The 16,794-nt window shown below is 56.4% G+C and carries 15 protein-coding genes and 1 tRNA gene; 7 read left to right on the top strand and 9 right to left on the bottom strand.

Annotated features, from left to right (window positions below; translation table 11 throughout):
• Window positions 1–45 precede the first annotated feature (45 nt).
• The 3 genes from HMPREF1287_RS09040 to HMPREF1287_RS09035 all read right to left on the bottom strand — a co-directional run bounded on the left by HMPREF1287_RS09040 (window position 46) and on the right by HMPREF1287_RS09035 (window position 6,254).
• The gene (locus HMPREF1287_RS09040; protein ID WP_023016524.1) at window positions 46–3,897 is read right to left on the bottom strand and encodes an ALF repeat-containing protein; all 3,852 of its coding nucleotides are present in this window, start codon (window positions 3,895–3,897) and stop codon (window positions 46–48) included.
• A gap of 117 nt (window positions 3,898–4,014) precedes the next feature.
• A complete protein-coding gene (locus HMPREF1287_RS12255; protein WP_023016523.1) occupies window positions 4,015–4,908 on the bottom strand; it encodes an AbfB domain-containing protein in 894 nt (297 codons plus the stop codon).
• 41 nt (window positions 4,909–4,949) lie between these two features.
• Window positions 4,950–6,254 carry an LGFP repeat-containing protein gene (locus HMPREF1287_RS09035; RefSeq protein ID WP_023016522.1) on the bottom strand — a complete coding sequence of 435 codons (1,305 nt, stop codon included), beginning with the start codon at window positions 6,252–6,254 and terminating at the stop codon, window positions 4,950–4,952.
• A 366-nt stretch (window positions 6,255–6,620) separates the two neighbouring features.
• On the opposite strand from HMPREF1287_RS09035, the gene HMPREF1287_RS09030 reads away from it, so the two are divergent.
• Window positions 6,621–6,914 carry a hypothetical protein gene (locus HMPREF1287_RS09030; RefSeq protein WP_023016521.1) on the top strand — a complete coding sequence of 98 codons (294 nt, stop codon included), beginning with the start codon at window positions 6,621–6,623 and terminating at the stop codon, window positions 6,912–6,914.
• A gap of 109 nt (window positions 6,915–7,023) precedes the next feature.
• On the opposite strand, the gene HMPREF1287_RS09025 is transcribed toward HMPREF1287_RS09030, so the two are convergent.
• A tRNA-Ser gene (locus HMPREF1287_RS09025) sits at window positions 7,024–7,108 on the bottom strand.
• 129 nt (window positions 7,109–7,237) lie between these two features.
• Here HMPREF1287_RS09025 and HMPREF1287_RS09020 point away from each other — a divergent pair.
• Window positions 7,238–8,194 (top strand): NAD(P)H-quinone oxidoreductase, encoded by a 957-nt coding sequence (locus tag HMPREF1287_RS09020; protein WP_023016520.1) that lies wholly within the window; start codon window positions 7,238–7,240, stop codon window positions 8,192–8,194.
• Between the two features lie 28 nt (window positions 8,195–8,222).
• Here HMPREF1287_RS09020 and HMPREF1287_RS09015 read toward each other — a convergent pair whose 3' ends face one another.
• Window positions 8,223–9,476 (bottom strand): aminotransferase class V-fold PLP-dependent enzyme, encoded by a 1,254-nt coding sequence (locus HMPREF1287_RS09015; RefSeq protein WP_023016519.1) that lies wholly within the window; start codon window positions 9,474–9,476, stop codon window positions 8,223–8,225.
• A gap of 214 nt (window positions 9,477–9,690) precedes the next feature.
• On the opposite strand from HMPREF1287_RS09015, the gene HMPREF1287_RS09010 reads away from it, so the two are divergent.
• On the top strand, window positions 9,691–10,542 hold the full coding sequence (locus tag HMPREF1287_RS09010; protein ID WP_042404151.1) for an ABC transporter permease: 852 nt from the start codon (window positions 9,691–9,693) through the stop codon (window positions 10,540–10,542).
• A 56-nt stretch (window positions 10,543–10,598) separates the two neighbouring features.
• Complete coding sequence (locus tag HMPREF1287_RS09005) at window positions 10,599–11,399, top strand: ABC transporter ATP-binding protein (protein WP_005276318.1); 801 nt, start codon at window positions 10,599–10,601, stop codon at window positions 11,397–11,399.
• 3 nt (window positions 11,400–11,402) lie between these two features.
• On the opposite strand, the gene HMPREF1287_RS09000 is transcribed toward HMPREF1287_RS09005, so the two are convergent.
• Complete coding sequence (locus HMPREF1287_RS09000; protein WP_034653321.1) at window positions 11,403–12,068, bottom strand: GNAT family N-acetyltransferase; 666 nt, start codon at window positions 12,066–12,068, stop codon at window positions 11,403–11,405.
• A gap of 62 nt (window positions 12,069–12,130) precedes the next feature.
• On the opposite strand from HMPREF1287_RS09000, the gene HMPREF1287_RS08995 reads away from it, so the two are divergent.
• Window positions 12,131–13,048: a glycosyltransferase gene (locus HMPREF1287_RS08995; RefSeq protein ID WP_198010371.1), complete on the top strand. Its 918-nt coding sequence runs from the start codon at window positions 12,131–12,133 to the stop codon at window positions 13,046–13,048.
• Window positions 13,049–13,072: 24 nt separating this feature from the next.
• On the opposite strand, the gene HMPREF1287_RS08990 is transcribed toward HMPREF1287_RS08995, so the two are convergent.
• Genes HMPREF1287_RS08990 through HMPREF1287_RS08980 form a run of 3 tightly spaced genes read right to left on the bottom strand, consistent with a single transcriptional unit; the run spans window position 13,073 to window position 14,907 of the window.
• Window positions 13,073–13,513: a GtrA family protein gene (locus tag HMPREF1287_RS08990; protein WP_005280656.1), complete on the bottom strand. Its 441-nt coding sequence runs from the start codon at window positions 13,511–13,513 to the stop codon at window positions 13,073–13,075.
• Window positions 13,514–13,524: 11 nt separating this feature from the next.
• A complete protein-coding gene (locus tag HMPREF1287_RS08985) occupies window positions 13,525–14,433 on the bottom strand; it encodes a hypothetical protein (protein ID WP_084519510.1) in 909 nt (302 codons plus the stop codon).
• A 9-nt stretch (window positions 14,434–14,442) separates the two neighbouring features.
• Window positions 14,443–14,907, bottom strand: a complete 465-nt coding sequence (locus tag HMPREF1287_RS08980; RefSeq protein ID WP_023016514.1) for a hypothetical protein — start codon at window positions 14,905–14,907, stop codon at window positions 14,443–14,445.
• Window positions 14,908–14,941: 34 nt separating this feature from the next.
• Between HMPREF1287_RS08980 and HMPREF1287_RS08975 the strand changes: the two genes are divergently transcribed.
• Both HMPREF1287_RS08975 and HMPREF1287_RS08970 read left to right on the top strand, forming a co-directional pair.
• Window positions 14,942–15,217, top strand: coding sequence for a hypothetical protein (locus HMPREF1287_RS08975; RefSeq protein ID WP_005280647.1), 276 nt, complete (start codon window positions 14,942–14,944; stop codon window positions 15,215–15,217).
• Window positions 15,218–15,344: 127 nt separating this feature from the next.
• The gene (locus tag HMPREF1287_RS08970; protein WP_023016513.1) at window positions 15,345–16,760 is read left to right on the top strand and encodes an FAD-binding oxidoreductase; all 1,416 of its coding nucleotides are present in this window, start codon (window positions 15,345–15,347) and stop codon (window positions 16,758–16,760) included.
• Window positions 16,761–16,794: the final 34 nt, after the last annotated feature.

Raw genomic sequence — 16,794 nt, 5'->3', positions numbered from 1 at the left:
CCTTTTGGAAGATCCAACTTAGACGAGAGCTCTATTCTTTGCAGTCTAGGCCACAAGCGTGGCGTAGTTTGGCTTCATTGTTAGATTGTCTGCTGCCCGACTGTTTCCGATACGGAAGTCTTTGCTTAGGAAACCGCGGGCTAGAGCGTCGTCAATCATTTCGTCTAGCGCCTGATCATATTTTCCGGCGAACCTATTTTTATTATATTCGTATTCTCTTTGAAATACTTCATCAATTTTCCCTTCTCGAACTAGTTGAGCCTGCTCCTCTTGGTATTTCTTTGCGTCAGGACCGCTTCCCCAAGACAAAGTCTCCTTGTGATCTGCTGGGTCCATTTGAATTGCGGGAGCATTGTTACGATTCATTCCTTTCGGAAGTGACTTCTCCTCTTTTTTGATCGCGGAAGAGGAAATGATGTGGTGCCGCTGGACTCTGAATGCTTGGAGCGGGTTGGTCCAAGCACGTGTCATAAGTTGATAGTAGTTTCCTCCTCGATAGATCCTTCCCGATATTGAACCAACAGTGCATTTCGTGCTTGCAATTTCTTCAAACCGCAGGCGTTCAAGGAAGCTCGTACTATTTAGCGCAAATTGGACTCGATTTTTGGGTGAGGTAGATGAGCTGAGGGAAACGAGTCCGCAGGATGGGATGTTGTGAAGTTCTTTAAGCTTGGTTGAACGTTCGGCGCGTCGTGCGCTGAGCAAATGGCGGATTTCGCCAGTTTTGCTTAAGAGTCTACGCAGGACAGGTATTGCTTTGCCTGCTTTTAGAAGTTTCGAAGCTGGGAGCAGGCTTACCGCTGTCCATAGGCAACCAGAAATCTCACCATGGAAGCAGTTAATAACATCGGTAACCCCAATGAAATCAAGAAGAAGATTTAATGCTTCTTTTCCAATCGCTTCCTTTATGCTTTCGAGAATTCCGGGTGAACTTGTGTTTACGCCGTCTTGAATTTTTCCAGCTTCGTAAGCGGCTTGAAGCTCTACTTGTTCGTTTTGCCATTTTTCGGTTGCTGCTTGGTATGCAGAATCTGCAGCCTGCGCAGAGGCTGCAGCATCTTTACCAGCCGCTGCAGCCGATCCTCTTGCTTGCTCTGCAGAGGATCGTGCTTGATTAGCCGATAAGTGGGCATCTAAAGCAAAGCTTTGTGCTTGATCAGAATTCGCAGACGCTTGGTTTGCAGCTTGTTCAGCTTGGTTTGCAGCTGTATGTGAACGTTGTTGCTGTTCTTTTGCAAAATTCAGTGATTCTTGCGCCGATGCCAAAGACATATGTGCTCGTTGCGCTGATTGCTGAGCACGGCCAGACCATTTCGTAGCTTCCTGTGCAAATGATGCGGCTTTCCGAGCATCACCATAGGCGGAAAAGTAGGACTCCTGTGCCTTAGCGGCTTCCTCTGCTGCTCGGTGAGCTGCAAAGAAGCCTTTCTCTAACAGCGCGTTGACCTGTTGGTCATGGGTGTTCTTTTCGGCATCATTTGCGCTTTTTCGAGCTGCTTCGATGGTGATGAACTCATTGAGCCCTTCTCGGTCTCCTAGAATTGCAGCTTCCGCAGCAGCTTTTAGTTCCGGTCCGCCTGTTCTTTCCAATTCGTAGGCTTGTTGGAGTTGATCTTCATGGAGAGCTTTGGAATAGCCGGTCCCGTTGACAAAATCATCAAGAGCATCATATGTTCCCTCGGAAATAGCTGCGTCTGCAGCTTGCTGGACTGCTTTTCCGGCGTTTTCTTTGAGGCCCCAGGCCTTTTCAAGCAGAATAGGGGTGCGAAGCCGTTTCACTTCGTCGGTTGCAAACCAATGAACGACTACACCGTCTGCATTTACCCATTCCTCGGCTCCATTGCGAACCTCCTCGTTCGGGTCGGTTGCCCACCACGTTCTGAGTTGGTTTCGCTCATCATCTATTAACGCGGCAGAATACCCGTTTGTAGCAAACTGCCGAAGATCTTGGTCTGTCCCGCTTGATAGAGCTAATTTTGCTGCTTCGGATACGGATGGACCGCCGACTATCGCTGCAGCAATCGTTGCATCGCGAAGCTCACTGATATCGCTTGGCTCAGAAAGGCTCGCCCCAAAGCCATCTGCCGACTCTTCAAGCTCAGAATACGCCCCCAACTTCCTTAGCGTTGCTTCAAATTTCTTACGCCTATCTAGTTGATCGCTTTTATATTTATCGTCACGGGCCTCATCTTCATTTGCTTGAATTGCTTGGTCTTTGAGGTATTGGGCTTCTTGTTCTTGGCGCTGGGTGGCAACTTCTTGAGAAAGTTTAGCGATGTCATTGGCAAGGTTGATGGCCTCGATAGATTTTAAGGCTGCTTCTTGGGCTGATTGAGCATTAGCACCGGCTCGTTGTGCGGCGGCAGAAGCATTGCCGGCTTCTCGTGCTGCGTCTTCAGCGGCTTGGGCGCTTTTATTTGCGTGGTCGGCGGCTTGTCGAGCAGCTGTACGGGCTTTTCGTACTAGTTCGGTAATCTGGTTGACGATTCCATCGACTTCGTTAGAGGCTGCGCGTGCTCGAGAGGCTGCTGCTCGTGCTCGTGCGGCACCTGCTCGTGCTTCTGCAGCGGCTTGGTCACCAGCTCCTGCGGCGGCTGCTGCTTCGGATGCAGCGGCTGCTGCCGCATCAGCATTGTTTGCAGCGCTGGCTGCGGCACCACTGGCGGTGCGGGCAAAACCGGCAGCAGCGTCTGCGTGGGCAAAAGATTGCGCGGCTTTGTCAGCAGCCCGTGCAGCATCACGAGCTTGTTCGGCTGCTTGGCGCGCTTGAGATGCCATGGAGGCGTCATAGCCTGCCGCAGAAGCACGAGATGCTGCTTCTTGGGCTGCAATACGCGCCCGAGAAGCAGCAGAGGCTGCACGAGCTAGAGCATCGGCAGTTTGGGCTAAGGCTTGTCGTGCTTCTGCTGCTGCAGCCACTGCGTTATCGGCTACTTGGGCAGACTGGTTAGCAAGCTTTCCTGCCGACACTGCGGCATTGTCTGCCCTTACTTGTGCTGCATCGGCGGCTAGTGCCTCATCTTTTGCTTTTTGAGTAGCCTGTCGAGATGCCTCTGTTGCCCGTCTGGCTTGGTCAGCGTTTGTTGCAGCGAAGCTTGCGGCACGCTGGGCTTTATCGGACTCTTCGATAGCGGTATCGACCAGTTCGGTAATACTCATCTTCTCTGAGTCTTGGGCTGCATCAACAAACTGCCCATAGCGAAGATACGACTCAATTGCTGTATCTGTATCTGTTATCAGTGCTTCTGAAGCGCCTGCAGCAACTGATGGAAGTGGGGATCGAGAAAGTTCGTAGACTTCGCGTCGTTTATCATCCCAGCGAGCTTTATCTGCACCTGTAGCTGCAAACTCGCTTAGGGCTTCTTCAGTGTCTGCAGATAGTGCCTGTTCGGCTGCTGCTTTAAGGACACTTCCTTCTGGTGCTTGGGTAGCTTTCCACGCTGTGGCACGATCATCTTCGGTTTGGGCTGTTTGCCACCCAGTATCGATAAAGTTGCTAAGACTGTCGATATCACCTGCATCAAGTGCCTGTTTGGCTGCGTTTTGAACGTTTTCTTCAGATAGTGAAGAGATTGTCACCACTATGTGGCGAAGATCTTGAGTGCGGGCCTCATCCATGCCTGATTTCGCATAAGCAGATAATTCTTCTTGCCCGCCCCGAAGTACTTCTTCAGCAGCTGCCTGCGAGGCAGGGAAGTTGGTGCTCACCATTTCAATGGCATAGTTTCTCGCTTGCTGTTCATCAGCAATCTCAGCGCCCAGGTCGCGTTGATCTGCTTGGGCAAGCGCATGCGCTGACGAAAGGCTAAGCCCTACTGCAGCAGCGGTGATGGCGGACATGATTTTTCGAGCGCAATGTGTCATTGTCTTCGCAGGGTGATGATGCTTGTAGCGCATGTGCGGACTTTCTTATCTAAAGGTATGGGGTTAACTGGGCGCTATGCGCTACAGCGACAGCAGCCTGAAGAAAGGCAGGCATACACAGTGGCGGCCCTTTTATTACATGTTTTGCGTTTACTTCCCGGGTAGGGCAAGGCCCTGGTCAATAAACCACACCGATTCACTCGTGCGAGAAGTGGTGGTCGCAATCTTTTGCGTCCCACTTGCTGTGAGAACACGATTTTGATTTAATGCCGAGGCAAGGCGAGTTCCTGTGGGGATTTCTGCCACACTCGCAGGACACCACGTTGCGCCTTTGGCGTTCGGGTTGCTTTGAACAGATACTGATCCGTTAGATTGCATGGTCAAGTAGACGCCCGAGTATGCAGCTGCTTCCAAGGACAGGCACTGAGAGCCATCGCGGGCTGGGACTACTTTAAAAGACGCATCGAGGCGATCATTAAAGCCTGAGTTTCTATCTATGCTTGATAGTTCTACTCCGGCCCAAGACAATCGCAGTATTTTTCCGCCTGCATACCGTCCAGCAGCACGCATACTGATCACGTGTGGGTTGACTGTATCCACGCTAAGGTCGCCAGTGCCAGCACCATTTGAGGTCGCCACCGGGGTAACCTGCATTTCAACAACAGTAGAACGATTATGTCCGACGTCGATGCTTTGGATTTTTCCTGGTTCCACTACTCTCTGCCAGTACACTTCACCATCGGGCAATTTAAAGGCCACTGAAACCGGCACTTTTAAGCGATTGACAACTCCATACGATCCCGTAATGTTCACGGCCACCCAGCCTGTGGGCTTTGTAAGGAAAAAGCACGCTTTAGAGTTTTCCAGCTCGGAAGAATCAATACGCACATACTCCGCGCCAGTAGCACAGTCTTTTTGAACGAGGCCACCGTCACCTGCTGTGATGGTCACAGGTATTCCCGCTAGTGCAGGAGAGGTAGCAAGACCAGCAGAAACTATGCAGGTAAGCACTCCAATAGATAAGCGTTGAACAAAAGAGTTCACAATAGGCTCCTTGAATCTAGATACATGGATAAACACTGTGGCTACTGTGCCAACGGGATATACGTCGTCGAGGAAGAGTCAATTGTTGAACGCACAGTTCCGGCAAACTTGCTCCATACCTGTGAACCAATGTGATCGGAGCTAAAAGGACCTTGAACCTTTGAGGTCTGTGTCGGACCAAAGGATTCAACTACGAGACGAACCCATGTTTTGTCAGAGCCGGTGTAGGAAGTTTCTACGCTGTCGTTGTCAAAGACAACATTGTCATCACCGGCATTGGGGGAAGTTACTTCATCGAATCGGATGTTTAGTGTTCTGCCGCCGCCTTCAGGATGATCGCTAGCAGTAACCAGTGAGAATCCCTCATCAGAGATACGCTCTACGGTTACTTTGCTTTTAGCTCCGCCCACACCTGTAAAAGTGCATACGGAGCCTTCAGTAATTTCGTCAGGGCACCCGGAGAGAGGAAAGTATTTATCCATGTTTTGGATAACTTCGCGATAGACCCCGGCTGCATGCCACCGCTTGAAGTCGGTGGTGTTAAACAGTGGATAAATCTGACGGTAACTCGAAATATTTTGATTGTCATAAGCCTTTAGGGCCTTGCCAGTAGGCTTAAAATACTGAATAGATCCGCCCTGGAAATCCTGCTTTATGCCTCCGCCTGCAGCGTATTTTTCCGATGTGGGAAACTTCAAAGAGCTACGTTCCCATCCCTGACTTCCCCAGAAATCCCGAATGGGGCCAGAAATACTGTGGCCTCCGCTAGCTTGTGACCAGTAAATAGATCCGCCTTGAAAATGGTTGTAGCGCCCAGTCTTTTCCGGGGTAAGCAACTCATCGGTGGTTGGGTACCCTAGCTCACCGGTCTCCCAGCCTTGCTGAGCCCATTTATCGCGAATGCCTCCCCACACTTGATGAGCATCAGTCTCTGGCGACCAGTAGATAGACCCGCCCTGAAAATGATTGAACCGCCCCTTACCATCAGGGGTCTTCAACTCATCCGTAATGGGATATCCCAAGGCCGCGCCTTCCCAGCCAAGATCTCCCCACTTATTGCGAATACGCCCACCCACTTGGTGAGCAATTCCATTATCAACACCAGCATGCCAATAAATGGAGGCATCCTTAGCAAACACCTGGAACCGACCATTATTTTTAGCTACACGCTCATCAGTTGTAGCGTCACCAAAAGTCTGCCACCCACCAAGCCGGTGATACGCCTCTTCAATACGGCCACCAATCCAATGACCGTGAAAAACCTTGGCGCTTGAAACACCAGCACCAGCAAAAGTAACACTGGCACATACCGCAATAGTTGCAGTCAACTTCTTAGCGAATTTCATCCGTAGCCCTTTCCCGCCACCGCATTTAAAAACAGCTAAACACCAGATAATTGACAGATAAGGTTAGGGTAGCCTTATACATACGGGTAGTCCATAGTTAAATATTTAGGAACTTTCTTAAAACCTAAATAATTCACCAAAACGCCAGGTAACACATGCACAGCCTTGATTTTCAAATCCTGGAACGACACTCGAACCAACCTATATGGGGGTATATTAGACCCTAATCTAAACATTCATGCTGCACATACAGTCTCGACAGTGTAAGAAACTGAGAGCTTCCGCCCCATTTGGGCAAGGTGGGGGTCCCGGTGTTACGCCTTGTAGTTGTCTCTGTAATCTGGTAAGAGGCAGCGAAGGTCATGTATGGGGGTATTAATTTCGTGGGGTGGGCCTAGGCAAAAGCCAGCCTCAACAATCTCACACAAGAATGGCGCACCAGAAAAGACATCGTCTGGGACAGAAGGCAAAGTCACCGTCCGCTACGACGGCAAGCTCTTCCACCTAGGCATCGGGCGCGCATTCAAGAAACAAAAATCCTCATGGCCATCGCCGACAACCACATCACTAGCTGCGACCGGAGAAATCATCACCGAGCACTACATCGACACAGCCCGCGACTACCAAAAGCCCTACTGGAAAAAGGAGACCTACCCCTAAACCCTAAATAACAGAAAAACCGGCACCCCAGAACAAAAACAACTGAGGTGCCGGTTTGTCAACGATGTCGCGACTGACCTGTCAAGCATGTCGCGACTCATGACACCTGCGGAGACGGCGGGATTTGAACCCGCGGAGGAATAAACCTCGCCGGTTTTCAAGACCGGTGCATTCGGCCGCTCTGCCACGTCTCCATCGTGCCGAAAAGGCAACTTGGTTAGCTTACTAAACCGGCCCGCGCGAATCACATTGCCCCACGAGGAAATGGGACGTGGCGCACACCACACCTTCTCCATTAGATTGGCGGTATGAGTGCTACACAGATGAAGGCAATCGTCCAGACCGATCCTGATACCCCACGGTCGCTAGAGCTGCAGGACGTAGACGTTCCTGAGCTGCGATCCGGCGAGGTACTGGTGAAGGTGAAGGCAGCGGGCGTCAATCGCGGCGATATTCTGCAGACGATGGGCGCGTACCCGCCGCCACCAGGGGCATCGGAAATCATTGGCCTAGAGGCCGCCGGCGTGATTGAGGATGCCGGCGATACGGATTGGGAAACCGGTACCGAGGTGGGCTGTTTGCTCGCGGGCGGCGGCTATGCGGAATACGTCGCCGTCCCGCAGGGTCAACTCCTTCCGCTGCCCAAGGGATTTAGCTTGGAAGAAACCGCGGCCGTGGTTGAGGTCGGCTGCACCGTGTGGTCCAACTTGGGCATCGAGGCGGGCCTGCACGAGGGCCAGCGCGTGCTCATCCACGGCGGTGGCGGTGGCATCGGTACCTTTGCCATCCAGGTGGCAAAGGCGCTGGGCGCTGAGGTGGCTGTTACCGCCGGCTCGCAGGAAAAGCTGGATCGCTGCCGCGAGCTTGGCGCGGATATTCTCATCAACTACAAGGAGCAGGATTTCGTCGACGAGCTCAAGGGCAGCTGCGATGCCATCCTGGATATCATCGGTGCGAAGTATCTGGAAAAGAACATGAAGTGCCTGGCCAAGGACGGCAAGCTCATCATCATTGGCATGCAGGGCGGCACCAAGGCGGATATCAACCTGGCTCCCATGCTGCCGAAGCGCCTGACCATTCAGGGCACGACACTGCGCGCGCGTGACTTGGACGATAAGGCGGAGATCGTCGCCGGCACCATCAAAAATGTGTGGCCCATGCTGGAAGATGGCCGCGTGAAACACGCGCTGCATGGCACGTACCCGCTTGCCGATGCCGCCCAAGCCCACACCGCCCTCGACAGCGGCGAGGTCACCGGCACTCTGGTCCTTACGGTGTAGCTTCCCGGCGCGCCTTACTCAAGCGAACCTAGGCGAGCGAGGCAACGACGCGAACGAGATGCTCGATATCGTAGTGGGTATTAAACGGGCCTAATGCCACGGTGACGGCACCGCCGATCTCTTCCACGCCCATTTCCGTAAGCAGCGGCGTTTGCGGGGCCAGAGTGGTGACGAGCCCATTATCAAAGAGGCGCTTGTACACCGTCTCCGCGGGCACGCCCTGGACCGCAAAGGTAAGGCGCGGCAAGCGATTATCGGACGCACCCGCTGCTGCCTCGCCGGTAATACCCAGGATGTGCACGGCGGGAAGCGTGCTCAAAAATGAGTACAGATCCGCGCGCAAGTCCTCGAGGTATGCATTCAGGGCGGTCATGGACTTATTAAGCCGCACCCGGCGCGAACCCTTATCCCCACCGGCCAGGGCCGCGAGGTGGTCTACCAGTGGCCCCACGCCGCCAGCCAAGCCGGAGGAGACGGGAGTTTCTAGCTTGCGGCCGTCTTCCTTGGAATAAATGGGATTTAGGGCATCCAGGCGGCGGAGCATGCGCGTATCGCGGAAGACCAAGGCAGCCATCTGCGGCCCGCCCAGCAGCCCGATGTCGATGCCCACAATATCCGCGCCCAGCTCATCGAAGCGGATGGGGCGGTAAGGCGCGATTGCGGAGACATCGAGAAGCGTCCAGGCACGCGAGCGCCCCCGCACCGTGTCAATGATCTCCTCGGCCGGGGATACCGTGCCCAGAAGCTCATGCGCGGCGGAAAAGGAGACGAGCCTGGTGGAGCCATCGACAAGCTCCGCGAACTGGAATCCCGGCAATTCGCCGGTGCCCAGATCCGGCTGCGCCCAGCGGATATCGGCGCGCACCTCAGAAAAAGCGGAATACAGCGTGGGCGGGTCCAGCTTGGACAGCACCACCGAGGAGTTGCTGCCCAATAGCGGGCGTGCCGCGCGCGCTAAGGATTGATACAGCACGGGCAAGGATGGGCCAAGGACCACGCGGTCCGCCTTGGAACCGGTGAGATCCGCAATGGCCATGCGCGCTGCCGCGTAGTTGCCATCGCCTGCCAGCCGACCCGGCTCTGGCGCGGCCGAGTGGGCGCCGCCTGGGCCCTCTTGCGTCGCTACCGCCGTCGCCATCCGGAAGGACCGGGCAACGCCGGAGGTCACGCGCTCCGAAATTTGGGGCACCGCGTGCGCGTTGAGGTACGTCCAGCCATCAGATAGCCCGGTGTACAAACCTCGCGCACTAAAGACGTCATAGTGTGCCGAAGCTGCTGGCATTAGGTCCCCTTCTTCATCGCACTGAACAACTGCCACCACGTGGCGGTCGATTCCCTACTGTATACGCATTTGGCTTCAGTTTCCCAAATCTGAATTTTCCCTGGGCATCGCTGTTTTCGCAGGCTAGCGGCGTGTAGTTCCCCGTTTGCCCAGCACGCGCGCTAGGGTGTTGGGCGTGCAAGATAACAATCAACTGCGCGCTGATATCGCCCGCATGACCTCCCAGCCAGAAGGCGAGGCCGTCCCAGCGTCCCAGTCCATGACCCTCAAGGCTGCTTTCGCGGACCTTACGCGGGGTGCACAGCAGCGTGAGCTGTGGTTCAAGCTGGGCCTGCAAGATATCAAGCAGCGCTACCGCCGCTCTGTCCTTGGCCCGTTCTGGATCACCATCGCCACCGGTGTGATGGCGCTTGCCTTGGGCCTGCTGTATTCCATGCTTTTCCAGATTCCCGTCGCGGAATTCCTTCCCCACGTCACCGTGGGCCTTATTATGTGGACCTTCATCTCGGGCTGCATCAAGGAAGGCGCCACGGTCTTTATTGAAAATGAGGGACTGATTAAGCAGCTTCCCGCCCCGCTTTCGGTGCACGTGTACCGCCTGGTGTGGCGCCAAACGCTGTTTTTGGGCCATAACCTCATCATCTGGCTCTTGCTCATTATGATCTTCCCGCGCAACCTGGGCTGGGAATTCTTCCTCTTCATCCCCGGGCTGCTCCTCCTGCTCATCAACGGTGTGTGGGTCACCATGTTCTTTGGCATCATCGCCACGCGCTTTCGCGATGTTGCCCCGCTGCTAGAGGCCCTGACGCAGCTATTGTTCTACGTCACCCCGATTGTCTGGATGACCAATACGCTCAAGGACCAAGGCGGTGCGGTGGCAGACCGCGCCCGCATCGCGGAAATCAACCCGCTGTATCACTACCTGGAAATCGTGCGCGCCCCAATGATTGGTGAGCCCGTTGCCGCCTACCACTGGTGGATCGTCATCGGCTGCACCGCAATCGGCCTGTTCATCGCCGGGCTAGTCATGCGCAAGTGGCGCTTCCGCGTGAGCTACTGGGTATAGCCTCCCTTCCTTTACTCCCATCCCCACCATGAGGCTCGTTGAAAGGATAAAAACTAATGGTCTCAATCGATACGTATAACGCGTGCGTGGACTTTCCCATCTTTGATGCTAAATCCCGCTCCCTAAAAAAGGCCATGCTTTCTACTGCGGGCGGTGCCATTGGGAAAAATGCCCACAACACCGTGGTGGTTGAGGCGCTGCGGGATATTAACCTGCACCTGCGCGAAGGCGATCGCGTCGGGCTCGTTGGCCACAATGGCGCCGGCAAGTCCACGCTGCTGCGCCTGCTTTCCGGCATCTACGAGCCCACGCGCGGTACTGCCGATGTCCGCGGGCGCGTCGCCCCCGTCTTTGACTTGGGCGTGGGCATGGACCCAGAGGTATCCGGCTACGACAACATCATCATCCGCGGGCTGTTTTTGGGCCAATCCATCAAGCAGATGAAGAAAAAGATGGATGAGATCGCGGAGTTCTCCGAGCTGGGCGATTACTTATCGATGCCCCTGCGCACCTACTCCACCGGTATGCGCGTGCGCCTGGCACTCGGCGTGGTGACCTCCATCGAGCCGGAAATCCTGCTGCTGGATGAGGGCATCGGCGCCGTCGACGCCGCCTTCATGGCCAAGGCCCGCGTGCGCCTGCAAGAGCTGGTTAAGCGCTCCGGCATCTTGGTCTTTGCCTCTCACTCCAATGACTTTTTGGCGCAGCTGTGCAATACCGCGCTGTGGATCGATCACGGCGAAATCCGCTCCGTGGGCGAGGTCTCCGAGGTCGTGGGCCAGTACGAGGGCCCAGAAGTAGGCGAATACGTGCGCGATCTGCGCCAGCGCTTTGAGGGCGAAGAGGCAGCCGGGTAGAAGCTAGCGCAGCATCCCCAGCAGCTGCTGGCTCAGCCCGGAGACCTCCACATGCAGGTCATCCGGGCGCTTGTAATTGGGGGCCGCCACGCGCGCAATCACGTGCCGCTGCGAACTATTCTGCGGCCCCGCCTTTTCTTCCCCTTCAGAAACCACCTGGTAACCCAGCTTCTGGCTCACCCGCGCCGAGGCCTCATTCTGTGCCACCCAGCTCGTGGTCATCGCCTGCGCACCCAGGTAATCGAGCCCAAAGGCCACCACCGCGTGCCGGATGAGCGTGCCCACACCCTGGCCTTGGAACCGGTGAAAGACCCACGACCCGGTCGCGATTTCTCGCGCCATAGCAAAGTCCTGCGCCCGCGCATCGATGGTGCCCAGGATTTCCCCCGAATGCACCTCGCGCACGATGAAATCCAAGGACCACTTTTCTGGGCGCAGCTGCGCGCGGTTGGTCCACCGGAACTGGGCCGCCGCTGCAGGCGTATTCATCCCGGGCTTAAAGAGCCACGGAAAGGCATAATCCGGAATGTCTGCGCCGTAGATATCCTCTGCCGCCACACCGGCGATTGCCGCAATATCCTCATCGCGCATCACGCGGAGTTCGATGCCGGGGTGGGTAGTATCGCTCGCGTATATCCTTAGCCCGAACGGTGGCCACATGCTTTCCATAGAAAGTCAGCTTAGCCCACGCGGAGTGTTTATCCGCGGCAGATCCATTCCCCGGTGGCAAGATGGAACGCATGACTGCCACCCTTGATTCCACCGGTACCACCGCTGCCGTCATTGTCACTCACCAGCGCGCGGACTTGCTGCGCGCCTCGCTCGAAAAGGTAGTCAACCAAACCCACCCCGTCGAGTGGGTCATCGTGGTGGATAATGGCGCCGAAGATGCGGTCCGTGACGCGGTGGAATCCCTGGCAGGTGATCGAGCGGTCTATGTGCCGTCCAAGACCAACCTGGGCGGTGCGGGCGGTTTCGCCCTCGGTTTTCTTACCGCGCTATCGCTCGGTGCCGACGCCGTGTGGTGCGCCGATGATGATGGCCGCCCCGCCGATTACGGCGTATTAGAAGAGCTCTACCGCGTGGCAGGAAATAATAACCTGCACGAAGTCTCACCTGCCGTGTGCAATATCGACGATCCCGGCCGCCTGGCCTTCCCGTTGCGCCAAGGGTTGGTGTGGCGCCGCCGCATGGAGGAACTCGAGGGAGACTTCCTGCCCGGCATCGCCTCTCTGTTTAACGGCGCCCTGATTTCCGCCGCGGCGATGCAAACCATCGGCGTGCCGGATTATCGCCTCTTCATCCGCGGCGATGAGGTGGAATACCACCGCCGCTTGGTCAACTCCGGGCTGTCCTTCGGCACCGCCTTGACCACCAGCTACCTGCACCCAGATGGCTCGGATGAATTCAAGCCCATCCTGGGCGGCAAGATGCATACCCAGTACCCGGAAGGCGAGTTCAAGCGCTTTTTCACCTACCGCAACCGCGGCTACCTGCTGTGGCAGCGCGGCATGCGCAAGCTTTTGCCCCAGGAATTTGCTCGCTTTGGCTGGTTCTTCTTGGTCCAACGCCACGATCCGGCCGGCTTCCTGGAGTGGCTCAAGCTGCACAACCGCGGGCGCCGCGAGGATTTCCGCCGCCCCCGGTAATCGCTCCTAAGGCGTGCCGCTGGCCTATTTTTCCTTAAAGATAAAGACCCGCTGGATGGCAAAGTTGGTCACCGTCGCCACGCCTTGGGCAATGACGAAGGCGATGGTGTCTTTCACCGCGCCCTCAAAACCTAAAGAAATGAGGGGCTCATTGAGCACCCAGTACAAGAAATTCTGCACGGCAAAGGTGGATACGTATAACACGCCCACCGTCGCGGCCGTGCGGCCGGACACCTTCGTGCCAAAGGTCCAGCGCGCATTGGCCAGATAGGCAGCGATGGTGCCAAAAACCCAACCAATCGCTTTCGCCCCAGAGCGGTGCAGACCTAAGTGGGTCAATAACAGTGTCAGCCCATAGTCAATGACGGCGGCAAAGACGCCCACCGCAATAAATCGCACCAGCTGCTGCTTCAAAGAGCTGGAGGGGCGCTTTACTTCTGCAGCATCTTCAAGTGGATTAGTCACAGGCAGTTAGCTTACCCGCGCAGCAGCGCGCGGTACATGTCTAGGCGGTACACCGGCGCGGCGGCATCTTTGCCGTAGGCACCAACCTGGGCCAATTGGCGCAAAGAGGCCTCGCACAGCGCGCGAATCTCCGCGCCTTTCAAGGTGTTGCCATCATCGTTGACCCAGCCCAAGGCATCCATGGTGGTTTCCACCACAGAATCGGTCAGCTCGTCACCGCCCATGCAGGATAGCGCCAAGGCCATGGACCAAAAGGCATCCTTGCCCTCGTTGGTAACCTCACGCGGCAGGCTAGCCAGTGCCTCGGCGGTGGCCGCCGGTAGGTCGCTTCCACGGTTTAAGTCCATGGCCTGTAAGAGCGGAACAAAGTCATAAAGCTTGGTGCGCTCGATGAGCGCCCTTACCTGGGGTTTAACCTGTGCCAGGACTTCATCGGTGATCTTTTCACCGGTTAATGCCCGGTTCACCGCGGTAAGTTCAAAGGGTGCAAAGAGGCTGCCCGAGCCGCCCACGCACAGCGCGCTGGGGGTGCCATTATCGCGGGGATAGATTTCCGCGACCACCAGCTCAAAGTCCCAGAGCCCCCACACAAAATCGATCTGGTCTCCCTCACGCCAGAGGAATTCGGAAGCTTGACGCTCTGGATCAAGGCGCGGACCGCGGGCATCGGTGTGTTCATAAAAATGCCACGGGGACTTTTCATCCGGCAGCCCAAAGCAGATATGCAGTACTTTCTGCAGCTCGTGCAGGGTAAGTGCATCGCTAAAGCCGATTTGGCGGTGCACCTCCTCATCCGCGCGGATATTGGAGGCTTGGCAAATAACGGTGAGCGGTTCCCGCTTTAATGACAGCAGCGGGTCAGCACGGCGAGCCCGTGCCTGTCCAATATCGGTGACCCCTGCATTCATGGGCCCCACCATACGCAAATTTTAAGAAGCCAGTTTTTCTATATCGCGCGCTTCTAGCTCGCTGATAATAAACGTCGCGGCCGCTCCGATTGCTCCCAACAGCGTCCACGGGCGCTTAACGCCGCGCTTGCGCAGGAAAGACACCACCTTGCGAGACACGGCTACATCGGCCCACAAAGCAAGGCCCACCAAGATGAGCACCGCGGCCAAAATGGCCCAGAGCTTTAGGCCCTTATCCGCAAATTCCTGCGGGGAGCGCGGTTCATCGCCGTCCTCTTCGGCCTGGGCGTTGGTATAGGCCACCAATGCGCCAAAACCAATCGTGGACAAAACGTAAGCGGTGATAAGGCCCTTTGTGGATTTGATCCAATCTGGGTAGGAGGTGACGATGCCCTGTGCGGCCGCTTGGGTGATTCGGCCTGCCAAGGTGTCATCGAGGGCATAATTATCGCGGGATTTTTCTGCTGCTTCGTGGTTGTTTGTCATAGCGACCACTCTAAGCGGCGGTAAGCTATTGCGCATGTACTCGGAAAAGACAGAGCATATGACGCCGGCCCAGCAAGCCGCTCAAGATGAGCGTGCCGAGGACGATAAGCGCAACGGGCATTTTGAAGCAACAGAGCACACCAATCTGCCGCTTAGCCCCTTTATGACGCGCCTGATGGCAGAGGAAATGCCGATTTTGGATTCCACTTCGCGGCGCCGCGTGTACGAGATTTTGGGCGCCTACGAAGGGCCCACCATTGAGTCCCAAGCAGGCCTGCCGGAAGAAATCCGCGAGATCATGGATCTCTGAAACACACCATTCGGGGCCGCCTGTGTGCCCCACGATGTTTTAAATATCACGAACGTCACTCCAGCCACCGCACTATGAGCTAGGTAGGCTGGTACATCGATACAATCCGTCGAGCAAAGAGTAAGAGATGGAACTACATACCACCGAAAAGTCCCTGCACGGCTGGGGCCGCACCGCCCCCACGACCGCCCATGTGCTGTCCACGGAAGACGTGAACGTCATCAAGAACGCAGTGGCACAGGTTGCGGAAGATAACTCGGACAAGCCCGCCCACCTGCGCCGCGGCGTCATCGCCCGCGGCATGGGACGCTCCTATGGTGACCCCGCCCAAAATGGCGGCGGCCTGGTCATCGACATGCAAAAGCTGAACAAGATCCACTCCATTGACCCGGAGACCGCGCTTGTCGATGTCGATGGTGGCGTCACCCTCGACCAGCTCATGAAGGCCGCGCTGCCCTATGGCCTGTGGGTTCCGGTCCTGCCGGGCACCCGCCAGGTCACCATCGGCGGCGCCATCGGCCCCGATATCCACGGCAAGAACCACCACTCCGCCGGTTCCTTTGGCAACCACGTAGTTTCCATCGAGCTGTTGGTTGCTGATGGCCGCGTACTCCACCTCACCCCAGAGGGCAGCGACGATGACCCCAGCGGTGAGCTCTTCTGGGCCACCATCGGCGGCATGGGCCTTACCGGCATCATCCTGCGCGCTACCATCCGCATGACCAAGACGGAGACCGCCTACTTCATCGCGGATACGGATCGCACCGATAACCTGGAAGAAACCATTGCCTTCCACTCGGATGGTTCGGAGCACAATTACACCTACTCCTCCGCCTGGTTCGATGTCATCTCCCCAGAGCCGAAGTTGGGCCGCTCCACCATTTCCCGCGGCTCCCTTGCCACCTTGGCGCAGCTCGAGGAATTGGCCCCCAAGCTGGCGAAGGATCCGCTGAAATTCAACGCGCCGCAGCTGATGACCGTGCCGGATATCTTCCCGTCCTGGACGCTGAATAAGCTCAGCCTCTCTGCTGTGGGCTTGGCCTACTACACCATGGGCGCGCCGGCGAAGAACCAGGTAAAGAACTTGACGCAGTTCTACCAGCCGCTCGATCTCATTGGCGAGTGGAACCGCGGCTACGGTTCCAAGGGCTTTTTGCAGTACCAGTTCGTCGTTCCCACGGAGGCCGTGGAGCCGTTCAAGGAGATCATTCGCGATATCCAGCGCTCCGGCCACTACTCCGCGCTGAACGTATTCAAGCTCTTCGGCGAAGGAAACCGCGCGCCGCTGAGCTACCCGATGCCTGGCTGGAACGTCTGCGTGGACTTCCCCATCCGCCCGGGCTTGGGCGAGCTTCTCGATGACCTGGATCGCCGCGTCATGGAGTTTGGCGGCCGCCTGTACTTGGCAAAGGAATCGCGCACCTCCGCCGAGAACTTCCACCAGATGTACCCGGGCCTAGAAGGCTGGCTCAAGACCCGCAATGACATCGACCCCACCGGGGTCTTTGCCTCCGATATGTCCCGCCGCCTCGAGCTGCACTAATCACTGGACTCATCACCACCCTCATGAAGGAGAT

The sequence above is a fragment of the Corynebacterium sp. KPL1986 genome, assembly GCF_000477975.1.
In the GTDB taxonomy this organism is placed as follows: Bacteria; Actinomycetota; Actinomycetes; order Mycobacteriales; family Mycobacteriaceae; genus Corynebacterium; species Corynebacterium accolens.
Note: the sequence above shows the minus strand (reverse complement) of the source record. Positions and strands in the feature narration are given on the sequence as shown.